This window comes from Acinetobacter sp. Res13-Abat-PEC15-P4-01 (assembly GCF_015676285.1).
Taxonomy (GTDB): domain Bacteria; phylum Pseudomonadota; class Gammaproteobacteria; order Pseudomonadales; family Moraxellaceae; genus Acinetobacter; species Acinetobacter nematophilus.
In genome coordinates, this window is record NZ_JADAIN010000037.1 from 93,506 (window position 1) to 109,497 (window position 15,992).

The window sequence follows — 15,992 nt, forward strand, 5'->3', positions numbered from 1 at the left end:
CTCATTCCTTAACTTTAGCGCGCATAACTTCAATATATTGTTGTACCGCACGGTTGTGATCATTTAAATTCGAGCTAAATTTATGTCCGCCATTTCCAGTTGCAACAAAATAGATATTTTCAGAATCATCAGGATGCATTGTCGCTTCAATCGCTTTTTTACTCGGTAAAGCAATCGGTGTAGGCGGTAAACCATTTATCGTATAGGTATTATATGCGGTTGGTGTACGCAAATCTTGTTTTGAAATCTTGCCCGTATATTTATCACCCATGCCGTAAATCACAGTTGGATCCGTTTGTAGACGCATGCCCAATTTTAAACGGCGACAAAATACTCCTGAAACCTGTCTTAACTCACTGTCGACACTGGTTTCTTTCTCTATAATCGACGCCATAATCAAGGCTTCATATTTTGTTTTATAAGGTAAATTTGGTGCGCGCTTTTCCCAGGCATCATCCAAAATTTTCATTTGACGTTGATATAAATCTGTCAAAATCTGTTTATCTGTTGCCCCTTTATCAAAGAAATATGTATCTGGTGCAAACAATCCTTCAGGATGTGCATAAGGAATACCCAATACTTTTAGCATTTCAGCACGAGGAAGCTGAATGACTGTTTTTTCAATCAGTGGATCTTTATTTAAAGATTGGATCAACTGCTTCGTCGTTGTACCTTCAATTACTAAAAGCCGGCTCATTTGAGCATTTTCAATATTGGACACCATTTCTAAAACTTGGCGTACACTCATGCCTTTACTGACTTCATAGACACCAGCTTTCATAGTGTCGTGAATGAAAATCTTACGATACAGCTTTAAAATAATTGGAAAACTGACTTTATCTTGTTTGGCCAAATCATCAATGAAACCCGTATAGGTTTCCCCATTGGTAATGGAAAGCTTCTGTTTCGCACCAGAAACTGGGTAGCTTTTAAAAAGACTCATTTTTAAAACAATCGCAGTAATGATCAGGAAAACCATTACAAAAATAGCAATGCCTTTATAGATGTGAGTACTGTCTTTGGCTTGAGTCTTCTTTTTAGATTTGGGCTTGGATTTCGCTTTAGGCATGAGAATTAAACTGACTTAAATTTAAAGTGTTAAATAAATCAACACAAGGTTGAGTGTCCAAATTCAGATGATCCAATGTTGTCGCCGCTTTCATTGGACTTAATGCATTACAGAAAAATAAACTCTGAATATGCTTAATTTGATCCATATCAATAAAACGTTGTTCACAGGAAACACCATAATGTTGCATTCGTGACAATATTTCAGCACGCATCACCCCATGTACGCCATTATAGCGAAGTTCAGGAGTAATCCATGTATTGTTTATTTGAAAAAAGCAATTACTGCTGATCCCTTCGACAATTGAACCCTGTACATCAGTCACCAATGCTTCTACCCAGCCATGCTGTTGCGCTTCTTTTTTTAGCATTACCTGTTCTAAACGATTCAATGTTTTCAAACCCACTAAATTTGGCATCAATAAACCCAGCGCCTGATTTAAAACGCCACTTTGGATAAATTCAGGTTGAAATTGACTGGTCTCTTTTGGATAAAACATCAGATAGAAATCTGCAGGATGATCAGGCATGGCATAACCACGGTCACCCTCACCACGACTCAAGACAAGCTTGAGCGTTCCATTTAAGCTACTGAATTGTTGCTTTAATAGCGCCAAACTTTGATCCAACAGCTCAAAATCAAAATTTAGATAAAGTCGTTCTGTCGCCAATTTTAATCGTGCACGATGTAAAGACTCTAGTTCAAAATTCCCTTGATGAAATCTGGCTGTGGTAAAGCAACCATCACCATAATGAAATGCTCGATCCAAAAGTGGAATAGAATCAATTTGTTGAGCATTTTTAAAACAGATCATTACGCAATTTCCCGTGGCTTTACTCAATTACATTTTGAAACATACATAGCTTCTATTTCTCTTTTATTCATATAAAATTCGTTTTTTATTATTTTTTATGAATAAAGACTCGCATTATGCTTACTCCATCTTACCGAACTTCAGAAATAAATGGGGCAAAAAATGCAGTTCTCTAAACTTAAATTTGCTGTGGCAGCAGCACTGATTTCAACCACTTCTTTCAGCGTAGCAGCAAAAGATTTTTTAAACGTATCTTATGATCCGACCCGAGAATTGTACGATAACTTCAACAAACAATTTTCAGCATTCTGGAAGTCTAAAACTGGTCAAGACATTCAGTTCAAGCAATCTCATGGTGGTTCAGGTAAACAAGCCCGTGCAGTCATTGACGGTTTACAGGCTGATGTGGTCACACTTGCGCTGGCAGCAGATATCGATGCGATTGCACAAAGTACTAATTTATTGCCTAAAGACTGGCAAAAGAAGTTTCCGCAGAACTCAACACCTTACACGTCTACCATCGTATTCCTTGTACGCAAAGGCAATCCAAAAGGCATTAAAGACTGGGGCGATTTGGTAAAACCGGGTGTAGAAATTGTTACACCAAATCCAAAAACCTCGGGTGGTGCACGTTGGAACTATTTGGCAGCTTGGGCTTGGGCAAAGCATAAATATGGTTCAGATGCGAAAGCACAAGATTTTGTTCGTCAAATCTATAAACAAACGAAAGTCCTCGACTCTGGTGCGCGTGGTGCTACTACAACATTTGCTGAACGTGGCATTGGTGATGTGTTACTGGCTTGGGAAAACGAAGCTTATCTGTCTACTCGTGAGCAACCAGGCAAGTTTGAAATCATTACCCCGTCATTGTCAATTTTGGCAGAACCACCAGTGGCAATTGTAGAAAAGAATGCTGAAAAAGACGGTAATTTAAATTTAGCAAAAGCCTATTTGAATTATTTGTATTCACCTGCCGGTCAGGAAATTGCGGCTAAAAACTTCTATCGTCCACGTAATGCGGCAACATTACAAAAATATGCCAGCACATTCAAACCACTGAAATTGGTAACCATTGACAAAGAGTTTGGTGGTTGGACTAAAGTTCAAAAACAACACTTTGACAACAATGGCGTCTTTGATCAAATTGTCAAAGCCAATGCGAGCAGTAAATAACTGTTCTCAATCAACTTAAGCTAAAAACAGGAGCACCGACATGATTCACACCATTATTGTTCCCGGCGTTGGTGGAAGCGATTACGATCACTGGCAGTCCAAATTACAACGTGAACTCATGTCATGCTCTCGTGTGCAGCAACAGGATTGGAATTTGCCCATATTGAAAGACTGGGTAAATGAATTTGTCAGAACTGTATTGAATGCGCCTCAGCCTGTTCAAATTGTCGCACATAGCTTCGGATGCTTGACGAGTGTTGCAGCTTTGGCACAACATCCCGAAATTACTGCAAAAGTAAGAAAAATGATTTTAGTTGCACCAGCAAATCCTGCACGTTTTGGTGAAGCTGGTTTTGCTCGAAACAGTATGGGTGATTATGAAAATTACTTTCAAACATTAAATATTGCTGTTCCGACTGAAATGATTATTTCTGAAAATGATCCTTGGTTAGACTTTGAAGATGCACAAAAATTGGCACGCGCTTGGAAAATCAAACCCAGAAATTTAGGTCAAGTGGGTCATATCAATGTTGCTTCAGGTTTTGGACATTTTCCAGAAATTTATGACCACTTAATCATTGAGCAACAAAAAATCTTTATGAGTAATACTGATGATACCAAGTTGTTTTTTAAATTTGCAATTTAACCATTGCCTTTTAAGCTTGCAAAAACCGTTTTAAATTTGCTTATTGATTTCAATAAGCTTTCTCTCTTTTGAGGAGTCATCATGTCGCAGCGATCCCGAGTGCTGCCAGGTTTTGGTCTTTCACTAGGCTTCACCCTAGCGTATCTATCTTTAATCGTACTGATACCACTTTCTGCCGTATTCATAAAATCATTAGGCGTAGGTTGGGATGGTTTATGGGAAATCTTGAGCTCTGAACGTATTTTAAAATCATTACAGCTCAGTTTTACCACCGCCCTCATTGCAGCCTTGATCAATGTGATTTTTGGTTTTTTATTGGCTTGGTGCTTAGTCCGTTATTCGTTTCCTGGCAAACGTATAGTCGATGCGCTTGTCGACTTACCTTTTGCTTTACCTACAGCCGTTGCAGGTATTGCCCTGACCTCTTTATACGCTTCGACAGGTTGGATTGGGCAATTGCTTGAACCATTAGGGATTAAAATCGCCTATACATCTTTGGGTATTACCCTAGCCCTGATTTTTATCGGTATTCCTTTCGTTGTGCGTACAGTACAACCTGTGTTGAGTGATCTTGAAACAGAACTGGAAGAAGCCGCTTCAGCACTTGGGGCAAATCGTTTTCAGATCGTGACTAAAATCATTTTACCGATTCTGTTCCCCGCATTGTTAACTGGTTTCGCCCTAGCGTTTGCACGTGGTGTGGGTGAATATGGTTCGGTTATTTTTATCGCAGGCAACATACCTTACGAAACTGAAATCGCACCTTTAATGATCATTACCCGCTTAGAGGAATATGACTATGCAGGGGCAACGACCATTGCAGTTGTAATGCTCATTATTTCATTCTTTATTTTGTTCCTGATTAATTTGGTTCAGGCATGGGCAAGTCGCCGTACAGGGAGAACTGCACGATGAGCTTAAATACCAACAGCAATGCTTTGGCTGAAAAACTGCAATCTCGTGATGCAACCCGTGAACCAACATGGGTACGTTATACCTTACTCATCATTGGATTGATTTTCTTTCTGGGCTGTTTAGTTCTTCCATTAGTGCTGATTTTTGTTGAGGCATTTAAACAAGGCGTTCAGGTTTATTTCGCCTCATTGATCGATCCCTATACATTGTCTGCCGTGAAACTCACTTTGCTGACAGCAGCAATTGCCGTTCCACTGAATGTTATTTTTGGTGTCACGGCAGCATGGTGTGTAGCAAAGTTTAATTTCCGTGGAAAGTCTATACTCACCACGATTATCGATACGCCATTTTCTGTATCGCCTGTCATTGCAGGTTTGATGCTGGTTCTGATCTTCGGTTCGCAAGGCTGGATGGGATCATGGCTAATTGAACATGATATCAAAATCCTGTACGCCACACCTGCAATCATCATTGCCACAGTATTTATTACAGTTCCTTTTGTTGCACGTGAGTTGATTCCGTTAATGGAGGCGCAAGGAACAGAGGAAGAAGAGGCGGCCATTGTTTTGGGTGCTTCTGGCTGGCAGACTTTTTGGAAAATTACCATTCCCAATATCAAATGGGGTCTGATCTACGGCGTGATTTTATGTAATGCCCGTGCGATGGGCGAGTTCGGTGCAGTTTCCGTTGTGTCAGGTCATATTCGTGGCGAAACCAATACATTGCCGCTACATATTGAAATTTTATATAACGAACCAAATTCGATTAGTGCTGCTTTTGCGGTTTCGACCTTGTTGGCATTTTTGGCAATTATTACCTTAATTTTAAAAACATGGGTTGAATATCGCCAAGAAAAACAAGATCGTGAAAGTAAAGAATCTACTGTTTCTTAAGGAATTGCACATGAGTATTCAAGTTAAAAATATTGAAAAAAACTTTGGTGCATTCCATGCACTTAAAAACATCTCACTGGATTTTCCAGAAGGTCAACTGGTTGCCTTACTTGGACCTTCAGGCTGCGGTAAAACCACACTGCTTCGTATTATCGCCGGTCTAGAATCAGCAGATCGCGGTCAAGTGATTCTTGAGGGTACGGACGCAACCAATATTCACGTACGTGAACGTCAAGTGGGCTTTGTATTTCAGCACTACGCTTTATTTCGCCATATGACGGTATATGACAATATCGCCTTTGGTTTACGCGTTCGCCCTAAATCTACGCGTCCAAATGAAAACGAAATTAAAAAACGTGTCACACGTTTGCTGGATTTGGTTCAGTTAGGTTTCTTGGCAGACCGCTATCCTGCGCAACTGTCTGGTGGTCAACGTCAACGTATTGCTTTGGCACGTGCTTTAGCCGTTGAACCTCGCGTATTATTACTCGATGAACCCTTCGGTGCACTCGATGCCAAGGTTCGTAAAGAATTGCGTCGTTGGCTCAGAACCTTGCATGATGAATTGCATATCACCTCTATTTTTGTTACCCATGACCAAGAAGAAGCATTGGAAGTGGCGGATCAAATCGTGGTGATGAACAAAGGTGATATCGAACAGATTGGCTCACCACGTGAAGTCTATGAAAAGCCTGCAACCCCATTTGTGTTTGACTTTTTAGGTCAGGCAAATCGTTTTGAAGGTGAAAATCATCAAGGTATCATTCAAATCGGTGATGATCGAATCCAACTGCCTTCAGCACAGAAGACTGCTGACGGTAAAGTGATTGCTTTTGCTCGACCAAACGAATTGAGAATTCACGCACAGCCGACTGAAAATGCAATTCAAGCGACCTTCTTACGTGAATTATGGATTGCAGGTAAAGTCATGGCGGAATTACAGGATCGTCAGGGACAACTGATTGAAATTGCTTTAAATCCAGAAGAAGCAAAATTACATCAATACAGACCAAATCAAACAGTTTGGGTAAGTGCTTCTACACTTCACCTATTTGAAAATCAAGTCGCGTAATCGTCGACAGGATGAGTATTCACCCTACTCATCCACATCTGAGGTATAGAACATCATGAACTTTCAACAATTACGAATTATCCGAGAAACGGTTCGTCAAAACTACAATTTAACTGAAGCTTCAGCAGCACTTTACACATCGCAATCAGGTGTCAGTAAACACATCAAAGATTTAGAAGATGAATTAGGTGTACAATTGTTTGTTCGTAAAGGCAAACGTTTATTGGGCTTAACCGAACCCGGGCAAGCCTTGCTCAGTATTGTTGAACGTATGTTGATTGATGCCGACAACATTAAACGTCTTGCGGATGACTTCAATAAAGTCGATGAGGGCACATTAACCATTGCAACAACACATACCCAAGCTCGTTATGTGTTACCTCCAATCGTAAATTTGTTTAAAAAAGCTTTTCCTAAAGTACATTTGATTTTGCAACAAGCCAGCCCTGTTGAAATTTCTGAAATGCTGCTCCTGGGTCTTGCAGATATTGGTATTGCAACTGAATCACTGACAACAGAAGATAATTTGGGAAGCGTGCCATTCTATAATTGGAAACACAGCATTATTACTCCACAAGACCACCCTCTAACCAAACTCAATCCCAAAGACATCACTTTAGAAAAATTGGCTGAATACCCTATTATCACCTATCACGGTGGTTTCACGGGTCGTTCTAAAATCGATAAAGCCTTTGAAGATGCCAATATTGATGTCGATATCGTCATGTCAGCACTCGATGCCGATGTAATCAAAACCTATGTTGAGCTTGGAATGGGGGTTGGTATTGTCAATGATGTGGCATACGATACAGAACGTGATCATCGGTTAAAACAGATTGATACGGACATTTTTGGCTTAAACACCACCTGGATTGCGGTACGTAAAGGCCATTTACTGCGGGGTTATGGTTATGAGTTTATTTCACTCTGTTCGCCAGAAGCCGATATTAAAGCATTAAAGAAAATTGCCTACCCTGAAGATTAAGTTTCATCGATCAAAAGATAAGACAGAGTACAAAAGTGTTCTCTGTCTTTATTTTAATTCAACCATTCAAATACACAGCAAAAACATTTAAGAAAAACTAAAATTATTGATTTTATTTAATATTTTTCAAAAGCACAGTTTTTTAGTATAAAATTTAACCTAAATCATACTTTAATATTGTCATTTTGGGGACAAGGATGAATCATCGGATCTGGAGTTTAGCTATTGGAGGCGTGCTTCCTCTATTTAGTCATGCCGCAGCTATGGAGAAATCTGATCAATCCATCCGTACTTTTCTTGAGCCCAAGCATTATATCGAACTGTCTTACGCTGAACTTTATGCCGATGTATCCGGACAATTACCTCAACGAGAGGAATTGAAACAACAAGGCATTCATGATTTTTCTACAGGCAATTTGATTAATACTTATCATTTTGTCAATGCAGCAGCAAAACTACAAATCGCAGCACAGTGGTCATTTGGTTTTATCTACGACCAACCTTATGGCGTTGACATTGCCTATCAATACCGTCCGCAGAGTGATCATGGAAAAGCACTTCTAGAGTCTGGACAGTTTAATTTTGACAGTCAAAATCTGACCATGCTCTTGGGTTACCAGCCTACTTCACACTGGAACATCTACACAGGAGCGGTTTATCAGCAATTTGAAGGTAAATTAAATGTTTTTGGTACAAACTATTCTGCCATGAGTGGTTATCAAGCAAAATTTGAACAAAGTGCGGGTTATGGATGGCTAACAGGCTTAAGTTATCAAATTCCAGAATATGCCTTAAAAAGCTCACTGACCTATCGTTCTAAAATCAATCATCAAGCAACAGTTGCAGAATACATCTCAGGTCAAAGTTTAGCTGTGGTGCCTTTTGAAAAAACTCAAATTTCCACACCACAATCCCTAAATCTAGAAATTCAGTCTGGATTAACAGCAAACAATATTCTTTATAGTCAGCTTCGTTGGGTCAATTGGAAAGACTTTGAAATTCAACCCAGACAATTTTCTGCTGTGGTTGATTATGCAGTACAACAATATCCTGAATTCATCAAACCGTTCAATTTGATTGATTATAAAAAAAATCAATGGTCTGCAAAACTCGGTATTGCCCATATGTTTTCAGATCAATGGCTGACCACAACTGATTTGTCTTGGGATTCGGGCAATGATAATCCCGCCGGAACACTCAATCCCTCCGATGGCTTTTATGCATTAGGCTTAGGCGGTATGTACAACTTTAATAAAAACAGTTTTATTTCCTATGGCATAAAGTATTTTCGATTTCAGAAAGCAAAAGTAGCAGATCTGGATGCAAACAATCCAATTACTCAAAATTCAACTTTAGCTGAAGTGGGTCGAAATGTTGCATTTGCACACGGAATTCGAATGGGATATCGTTTTTAAATTATTTTGATTGCCTCAATCAATAAAAAACGAGCCGAAGCTCGTTTTTTATGTACCTATTCGTAATGAATTACCAGTGATAACTCACACCGACTTTACCAACTGGAAGCCATTGATATTTGTCATCATTACGAATTTTATTTTCTAAACGATTTGCTGCATCTGCACCAGAAGTAGGATCTAAACTACCCACTTCTTGTAAACCAACAGCTTTTAGGTTAGCTGATGGATTACCTGTATAATAAGCGCCAACTTCGCCAAATACACCTATATTCTTGGTAATTTTTGGAGCCCAACCAAAACCGATGTATGGTGCAATTTGATTATCATAATCTACTTTACCATTGATACTACCATTACCTGTTGGCGCATAATAGTTTTTACCATCAATTTTCAAAGTATCATTTGAGTTATGTAATGATTTCTTTAAATCATATTTACTGTCTACATAGCCTACACCAGCAGCTACATAAAGCCCCTGAGCCAATGCATTCTGACTTGCACCCCAAGGACGAATTTCAGCATTTAAATATGTCAGGTTATTGTCTAAATCCATGTCATATTTAGTGCCATCAATAGACAAATCGTTTGACCAAGAAATATCACCACCATTATAACCCAATGCTAAACCAACATATGGGTTAGCAGTCCAGAGTAAAGCACCACCGTAACCAGTTGTACCTACCTCAAGACGAGCACCTGTCGGAATTAATTGATTAGCTTCAAAAGCATAACCTTGATCAACAACAGACCCATCAGCCATTGCTAGACCAGAAGCAGATAATGCAGCTGTTACCGCTAATAGTTTTAACACTTTCATTTATGTCTCCTCAAAAAATAGAGTTTGTTCTTTAATCATTAATGTGTTTGGTTCGAAAAAATAATATGTGATTTGATCTACACAATTAATAGGCAAATTGATTGCTTTTTGTTATTTTTTGATACAAATGAATATTAATTGTTGTTTTAAAAAGATAAAAATTTAACGAAATCTTAATAATCACGGATTTCAGTTATATTATTTTAAATTATGGGATGAGTTTTTTCGATTAGAGCCGATTTTATCTCTAAACCAAGTCTAATTTGGTGTAGAATCTTTAAAATTTTTTTGGGAAGGATGATTATGTCTCAGCTTTCAACGATCATTGAACAAGCGTTCGAAAACCGTGCCAACTTTACAGCAGTAGATTGCCCTGCTGAAGTACGTCAAGCTGTAGAAGAAGCTATTGCAGGTTTGGATAATGGTACACTTCGCGTAGCTGAAAAAATTGACGGTGAATGGGTGGTTCACCAATGGTTGAAAAAAGCTGTTTTATTGTCTTTTAAATTAAATGATAACAAACCGATCGAGTCTTGTGACCTTCGTTTTTATGATAAAGTAGAGACTAAATTCAAAGGTTGGACAGAAGAACAATTTAAAGCAGCTGGTGTACGTGTGGTGCCTCCTGCTGTGGCACGTAAAGGTTCTTTCCAAGCTAAAAATGTTGTATTGATGCCATCATACGTCAATATCGGTGCCTATGTAGATGAAGGTACAATGGTTGATACTTGGGCAACAGTAGGTTCATGCGCTCAAATTGGTAAAAACGTCCACCTTTCAGGTGGTGTGGGTATTGGTGGTGTACTTGAGCCACTTCAAGCCAACCCAACAATCATTGAAGACAATTGCTTTATCGGCGCACGTTCTGAAATTGTTGAAGGTGTGATTGTTGAAGAAGGCTCTGTAATTTCAATGGGGGTTTTCATCGGTCAATCCACCAAGATCTATGATCGTGAAACTGGTGAAATCCATTATGGACGTGTACCAGCAGGGTCAGTGGTTGTTTCAGGCAGCCTACCATCTAAATGTGGTACATATAGCTTATATGCAGCAATTATTGTTAAAAAAGTAGATGCGAAAACTCGTGCTAAAACCAGCTTGAACGAATTACTTCGCGAAGACTAAGCTTCATTCATTCTTGGTTGACTTTAAATTTACTATATATTTAAAGTCATCAAGCGGGGTCATCAACACTCCCATCTCTACGACCAACAATGATCGTAGAGATTTTTCATTTTGTAATCTGTGGTAAATCTCATGAGTTCTCTTCGTTCTTCAACTATTCCTGTTTCTGATCCATCTGCGGGATTGCGTATCACGGAGATTTTCTATTCATTACAGGGTGAGGCAAACACCTTAGGTTTACCTACTGTTTTCATTCGATTAACAGGCTGCCCACTGCGTTGCACCTATTGTGATACCACTTATTCTTTTGAAGGTGGTGAACGCCAATCACTTGATCAAATTATTCAAACAGCTTTAGATTATAAAACCCCCTATGTTTGTGTTACAGGTGGAGAGCCACTTGCTCAACCCAATGCACTGCCATTAATGCAACGTCTTGCTGATTTGGGCTGTGAGGTTTCTTTAGAAACCAGTGGTGCACTGGATGTTTCCAAAGTTGACCCTCGTGTTTCAAAAGTTTTAGATTTAAAAACACCAACTTCAGGTGAAGTAACTCGAAATTTAATCAGTAACTTTGAGCATTTGACCCAACACGACCAAATCAAATTTGTGATTTGTAATCGTGAAGACTATGAATGGTCAAAACAGCAAGTAGAACACTATGCTTTAAATCAAAAAGTCAGCACGGTATGGTTCTCACCTGCTTTTGCTGTTGAAAAAGGTGCTACACGTTTACCACAACTGGCACGTGATTTAGCCCAATGGATTTTAGAAGACCATCTCCCTGTTCGTTTCCAATTGCAGTTACATAAATTGCTTTGGAATGATGAAACTGGTCGTTAATCTACCGTTATTTATTAATATTTGGAGAATTGGATATGCGCCCTCGTGCCATAGTTTTGCTATCTGGTGGCTTAGACTCAACAACTTGCTTAGCATGGGCTCAAGCCAATTACGACTGTATCGCATTAAGTTTTATGTATGGTCAACGCTCAACCACCGAACTTGATGCGGCACGCGCATTAACGAAAAATGCTGGTGTAGAACATCGTGTGATCAATATTGATTTGGGTAACTTAGGTGGTTCTGCACTTACAGACCATAACATTGATGTGCCTGATCATGAAACTGATGGTATTCCTGTAACTTATGTTCCAGCACGTAACACTATTTTCCTGTCTTACGCACTCGCAGCAGCGGAAGTTTTTGATGCCCAAGCCATTGTGATCGGTATCAATGCTGTTGATTATTCAGGATATCCTGACTGTCGTCCTGAATTTATCGAAGCTTTCGCCAATATGGCCCGACTAGCTACTAAAGTTGGAGTAGAAGGAAAACCTCTTAAATTTGAAACACCTCTGTTACATTTATCCAAAGCGAATATAATACGCTTAGGGATCGAACATGGCGTAGACTATAGTCAAACGGTTTCATGCTACCAAGCAGATGACCAAGGACGTGCTTGTGGCAAATGTGATAGCTGCCGACTTCGTAAAGAAGGCTTCAAAGATGCAGGTGTTGCAGACCCGACACGTTATATACCGCAATAACAAGGTACTGTTTATGAAAAATTTAAAATCAAGTCTTATTCTTTCTGCTTTATTTTCAGCTTCGGCTTTAATGGGATCGACGGCTTTCGCTGCTGAGTCAAATGCAATTCAACAAGCCTATAAAAGTGCCAATGTTAAATCTGCACTGATTGGTGTATGTAAAACAGAAACCGCGAAAGGTGGAAAGCTCACTGCCGCTGAGGTGAGCAAATACTGTACGTGTGCTGTTGAGTCTGATGGTAAATTAACCAACGATCAGAAATGGCAAATCCAAAGTGCCATCAACCAAAAGAAAAGCCCTGCGACATTAGCTTTTGTTCAAAAAAATAACCAAGACCTTCAAACTTGTTTTGGTCCTCAGTTAACAGGTAAATTAAAAACCTTAACTGAAGAAGCAATGAAAGCTGCACAAGCGAAGAAATAATTCGAGTTATGTTTAAGAGCCTGCCTATGCAGGCTCTTTTTATACGTACATGGTATATTCGATGCATACTTCATGGAAAAGAACTGTAATACAACAGCAAAAGTTTGTTGCATCATATAGTGGTGGTAAAGATAGCAGTCTCGCCTTATATCATGCATTGCAATCTGGAGAAGCCCTTGTTCTCATTGTCATGCTCGAAGAACAAGGACTTAAATCTCGTTCACACGCAATGTCACTTGAGGTCATCGATGCACAGGCTGAGTTGATTGGTTTACCGATATTAAAGGCATCAGCAACTTGGAATGACTATGAACAACAGTTTTTAAGTCTACTGAGTCAAGCAAAACAATTAGGCGCTGAAACACTCGTGACTGGAGACATTGATCTGATTCAACCTGCACAATGGAATCAGTCTGTATGTGACCGAAGTGGATTAAGTCTGGTCATGCCTTTATGGCAGAAACCGCGGCTTGACATTGTCAGTGAATTTATTGAATTAGGTTTTGTCAGCATGATTGTCACGATCAACTTAAATCTAGGTATGCGGGTTGAAGATCTGGGTAAAATTCTAAACTTTGAGTTTGTAAAAGAATTGATTGCACGTGGAATTGATCCTTGTGGTGAAGCAGGAGAATTTCATACGACACTGATTGATGGTCCTATTTTTAAAGCCCCACTTTTGCTTGATAAAGGTGATATTCTCTATCATGAAAATTATGCCTTTTTAACACTACAACTTAAACACAACCATCTTGAAGGATCCCTATGACTGAACAGATCAAACTCCCGAATCAAAATTTTCCAACCACCACGGGTGAAATCAATTTGACTGAATTAAGTACTGAATGGTTGGTACTGTATTTTTATCCGAAAGATTCAACACCAGGATGTACTACCCAAGCCGTGGGTTTTTCATGCATTAAAAATCAATTTGATGCTTTAAATACCACGATAATTGGTGTATCTCGGGATTCAGTAAAGGCTCACCAAAACTTTACTGAAAAGCAGTCATTGAGCATTAATCTGATCAGTGACAAAGACGAGGTGTTGTGCAAACACTTTGATGTGATCAAAGAAAAAAATATGTATGGTAAAAAAGTAATGGGCATTGAACGCTCAACATTTATCTATCATCAAGGCAAATTGATCAAGGAATATCGCAAAGTGAAAGCGGCTGGACATGCTGAGCAAGTTTTAGAAGACTTAAAAGCATTACAAAAAGCTTGAAAGTAGCATCCCCCTATCCGTTTAAATTGAATGAGTTAAATTTGTAGGGGGCGTTTATAATATATAACTTAAACACAAAACTATAATTAACAGCATTAAATCAAAAACTTATCATTAATCAGCCAAGCAGTATTGATTAGAGCAGCAGAGATAAAGCAATTCCCCACATCACCAGACCAATCATAAAATCTAGAATTTGCCATGACCGTTGATTTTGAAAAAACGGCAATAAAAAGCGCGCGCCAAAGCCCAAGCTAAAAAAGAACAACCATGATGCTGTCACAGCACCTACCGCAAAATAAACTGCACTCGATTCAAACTTGGTTGAGATTGAACCAATCAATACCACAGTATCTAAATACACATGCGGATTAAGCCAAGTTAAGGCAAGACAAATCATGATCATTTTAAACAGCTTAGACTCATTGTTTTCACTCGGCGCAAGACCACTGGATGCTTTGAAAGCCTGAATGAAATGCTGTGCACCATAGACCAATAAAAATGTCGCACCAAAATACTTTGCCCAGTCCACAAACTCAGGATGGGTTTGGATAATTTTTGCAAAACCCAGTACGCCCAATAAAATTAAAATTGAATCAGATGCAGCGCAAACCACGCAGATCCAAAATACATACTGTTTCTTTAATCCCTGTTTCAGCACAAATGCATTTTGAGCACCAATCGCAATAATCAAACTCAACCCAACAGCCAACCCCTGCATATAACTTTGCAACATCTCGGACTACACTTTTAACGTATTTAATGAATTGTGCTATTATCCAAACTTCAGTATTAAAATGAGTATTTCTAAATAAATTTCAATTTAACTAAGTTTTTCTTATTTTAATTTTATGGATATAATTTAAATCCGATTCAGCAAAGCAAGACCACAACCACGTATTACAGGATTATCATGCTGCAGAGTAAACACAGTGAAGCTTTTCTGGCTGTTGCAGAGACAGGTAGTTTTGAACACGCGGCAATACGCCTTAATATTACAGCTTCAGCAGTCACACTTCGTGTGCAAACCCTGGAAAAGCAACTTGGACAAATGCTGATTATTCGAGAAAGACCCTGTAAGGTTACTCAAGCAGGACAAGATGTTTTACTCTTTCTGCAACATCACCGCCTGATGGAACAGAATTTAATCCAGCGTCTACAAGGGCAATCTGCACAATCACAATTTTTTAAATTAAATATTGCCTCGAATGCCGATTCACTCACCACCTGGCTTCTTCCCCTCATTCAACACACCTTGATCAAAGAAAAAATTGTGATTGATTTTAAAATTGATGACCAAACCCAAACCCATCATTTACTTGAAGCAGGATTGGTCAATGCCTGTATCTCTACAGAGGCGCAAGCGATGAAAGGATGTGAAGCCGTTCATTTAGGCAAAATGAATTACCAAATGGTAGCCACACCCTCATTTGTTCAAAAGTATCTAAGTCAAGGTTTACATCGAGAAGTGCTCAGACACACGCCGGCGGTTATTTTTAATGATAAAGATCATGTCCATGGTGAGGTGTTACAACAGCTTTTTGGCTTAATGCCCAACAGTTATCCCTGCCATTTTATTCCCTCAACCAATTCATTTGTTGATGCCATTTTACTTGATCTCGGTTATGGTATGGTACCTGAAATGCAGATACATAAAGAATTATCCGCGGGAAAATTGGTGGAAATTTTGCCTAAAGCCAGAACAGATTTACATCTCTATTGGCATCATTGGAAACAGCAATCCACGCAATTGGATCAGTTAACCTCCACATTGATTTCCCATACACAATCTATTTTGGTTTAATATTTATTTTAACTTGGAAATCATCAAGATAGATTCCGATAAAAATAATAATAACTTTTA

Annotated in this window: 18 protein-coding genes; 14 read left to right on the top strand and 4 right to left on the bottom strand. The window is 39.0% G+C overall.

The genetic code is table 11. The features are described from left to right. Position 1: 1 nt before the first annotated feature. Both mltG and pabC read right to left on the bottom strand, forming a co-directional pair. Positions 2–1,069, bottom strand: a complete 1,068-nt coding sequence (mltG, locus tag IMO47_RS13210; protein ID WP_196075895.1) for an endolytic transglycosylase MltG — start codon at positions 1,067–1,069, stop codon at positions 2–4. Continuing rightward, positions 1,062–1,883: an aminodeoxychorismate lyase gene (pabC, locus tag IMO47_RS13215; RefSeq protein ID WP_196075894.1), complete on the bottom strand. Its 822-nt coding sequence runs from the start codon at positions 1,881–1,883 to the stop codon at positions 1,062–1,064. Before pabC ends, mltG begins: the two co-directional genes overlap by 8 nt. A 162-nt stretch (positions 1,884–2,045) precedes the next feature. Here pabC and IMO47_RS13220 point away from each other — a divergent pair, with 162 nt between their 5' ends. From IMO47_RS13220 to IMO47_RS13250, 7 genes are all read left to right on the top strand, one after another. Further along, positions 2,046–3,056, top strand: a complete 1,011-nt coding sequence (locus IMO47_RS13220; RefSeq protein WP_196075893.1) for a sulfate ABC transporter substrate-binding protein — start codon at positions 2,046–2,048, stop codon at positions 3,054–3,056. 40 nt (positions 3,057–3,096) lie between these two features. After that, positions 3,097–3,702, top strand: a complete 606-nt coding sequence (locus tag IMO47_RS13225) for an alpha/beta hydrolase (RefSeq protein ID WP_196075892.1) — start codon at positions 3,097–3,099, stop codon at positions 3,700–3,702. A gap of 81 nt (positions 3,703–3,783) precedes the next feature. Then, the gene (gene cysT, locus IMO47_RS13230) at positions 3,784–4,617 is read left to right on the top strand and encodes a sulfate ABC transporter permease subunit CysT (protein WP_004829315.1); all 834 of its coding nucleotides are present in this window, start codon (positions 3,784–3,786) and stop codon (positions 4,615–4,617) included. Further along, the gene (gene cysW / locus IMO47_RS13235) at positions 4,614–5,510 is read left to right on the top strand and encodes a sulfate ABC transporter permease subunit CysW (RefSeq protein WP_196075891.1); all 897 of its coding nucleotides are present in this window, start codon (positions 4,614–4,616) and stop codon (positions 5,508–5,510) included. The genes cysT and cysW overlap by 4 nt, the downstream gene beginning before the upstream one ends. Positions 5,511–5,520: 10 nt before the next feature. Further along, a complete protein-coding gene (locus IMO47_RS13240) occupies positions 5,521–6,582 on the top strand; it encodes a sulfate ABC transporter ATP-binding protein (protein WP_196075890.1) in 1,062 nt (353 codons plus the stop codon). 55 nt (positions 6,583–6,637) lie between these two features. Beyond that, positions 6,638–7,567, top strand: coding sequence for a CysB family HTH-type transcriptional regulator (locus IMO47_RS13245; protein ID WP_196075889.1), 930 nt, complete (start codon positions 6,638–6,640; stop codon positions 7,565–7,567). Positions 7,568–7,764: 197 nt separating this feature from the next. Beyond that, a complete protein-coding gene (locus IMO47_RS13250) occupies positions 7,765–8,982 on the top strand; it encodes an outer membrane protein transport protein (RefSeq protein ID WP_196075888.1) in 1,218 nt (405 codons plus the stop codon). Positions 8,983–9,052: 70 nt separating this feature from the next. Here IMO47_RS13250 and carO read toward each other — a convergent pair whose 3' ends face one another. Beyond that, complete coding sequence (gene carO, locus IMO47_RS13255; RefSeq protein WP_196075887.1) at positions 9,053–9,802, bottom strand: ornithine uptake porin CarO; 750 nt, start codon at positions 9,800–9,802, stop codon at positions 9,053–9,055. A 303-nt stretch (positions 9,803–10,105) separates the two neighbouring features. Between carO and dapD the strand changes: the two genes are divergently transcribed. From dapD to IMO47_RS13285, 6 genes are all read left to right on the top strand, one after another. After that, positions 10,106–10,927, top strand: a complete 822-nt coding sequence (dapD, locus tag IMO47_RS13260; protein ID WP_196075886.1) for a 2,3,4,5-tetrahydropyridine-2,6-dicarboxylate N-succinyltransferase — start codon at positions 10,106–10,108, stop codon at positions 10,925–10,927. Positions 10,928–11,059: 132 nt separating this feature from the next. Next, complete coding sequence (gene queE, locus IMO47_RS13265) at positions 11,060–11,770, top strand: 7-carboxy-7-deazaguanine synthase QueE (protein ID WP_196075885.1); 711 nt, start codon at positions 11,060–11,062, stop codon at positions 11,768–11,770. A gap of 35 nt (positions 11,771–11,805) precedes the next feature. Continuing rightward, positions 11,806–12,477 carry a 7-cyano-7-deazaguanine synthase QueC gene (gene queC / locus IMO47_RS13270; RefSeq protein WP_009584190.1) on the top strand — a complete coding sequence of 224 codons (672 nt, stop codon included), beginning with the start codon at positions 11,806–11,808 and terminating at the stop codon, positions 12,475–12,477. Between the two features lie 13 nt (positions 12,478–12,490). After that, positions 12,491–12,901 carry a hypothetical protein gene (locus tag IMO47_RS13275; protein ID WP_004829333.1) on the top strand — a complete coding sequence of 137 codons (411 nt, stop codon included), beginning with the start codon at positions 12,491–12,493 and terminating at the stop codon, positions 12,899–12,901. Between the two features lie 61 nt (positions 12,902–12,962). Next, positions 12,963–13,670: a diphthine--ammonia ligase gene (locus IMO47_RS13280; protein WP_196075884.1), complete on the top strand. Its 708-nt coding sequence runs from the start codon at positions 12,963–12,965 to the stop codon at positions 13,668–13,670. After that, positions 13,667–14,128 (top strand): peroxiredoxin, encoded by a 462-nt coding sequence (locus tag IMO47_RS13285; protein ID WP_196075883.1) that lies wholly within the window; start codon positions 13,667–13,669, stop codon positions 14,126–14,128. The genes IMO47_RS13280 and IMO47_RS13285 overlap by 4 nt, the downstream gene beginning before the upstream one ends. A gap of 136 nt (positions 14,129–14,264) precedes the next feature. On the opposite strand, the gene IMO47_RS13290 is transcribed toward IMO47_RS13285, so the two are convergent. Continuing rightward, positions 14,265–14,864, bottom strand: coding sequence for a LysE/ArgO family amino acid transporter (locus tag IMO47_RS13290; protein WP_196075882.1), 600 nt, complete (start codon positions 14,862–14,864; stop codon positions 14,265–14,267). A gap of 177 nt (positions 14,865–15,041) precedes the next feature. On the opposite strand from IMO47_RS13290, the gene IMO47_RS13295 reads away from it, so the two are divergent. Beyond that, complete coding sequence (locus tag IMO47_RS13295) at positions 15,042–15,932, top strand: LysR family transcriptional regulator ArgP (protein ID WP_196075881.1); 891 nt, start codon at positions 15,042–15,044, stop codon at positions 15,930–15,932. Positions 15,933–15,992: the final 60 nt, after the last annotated feature.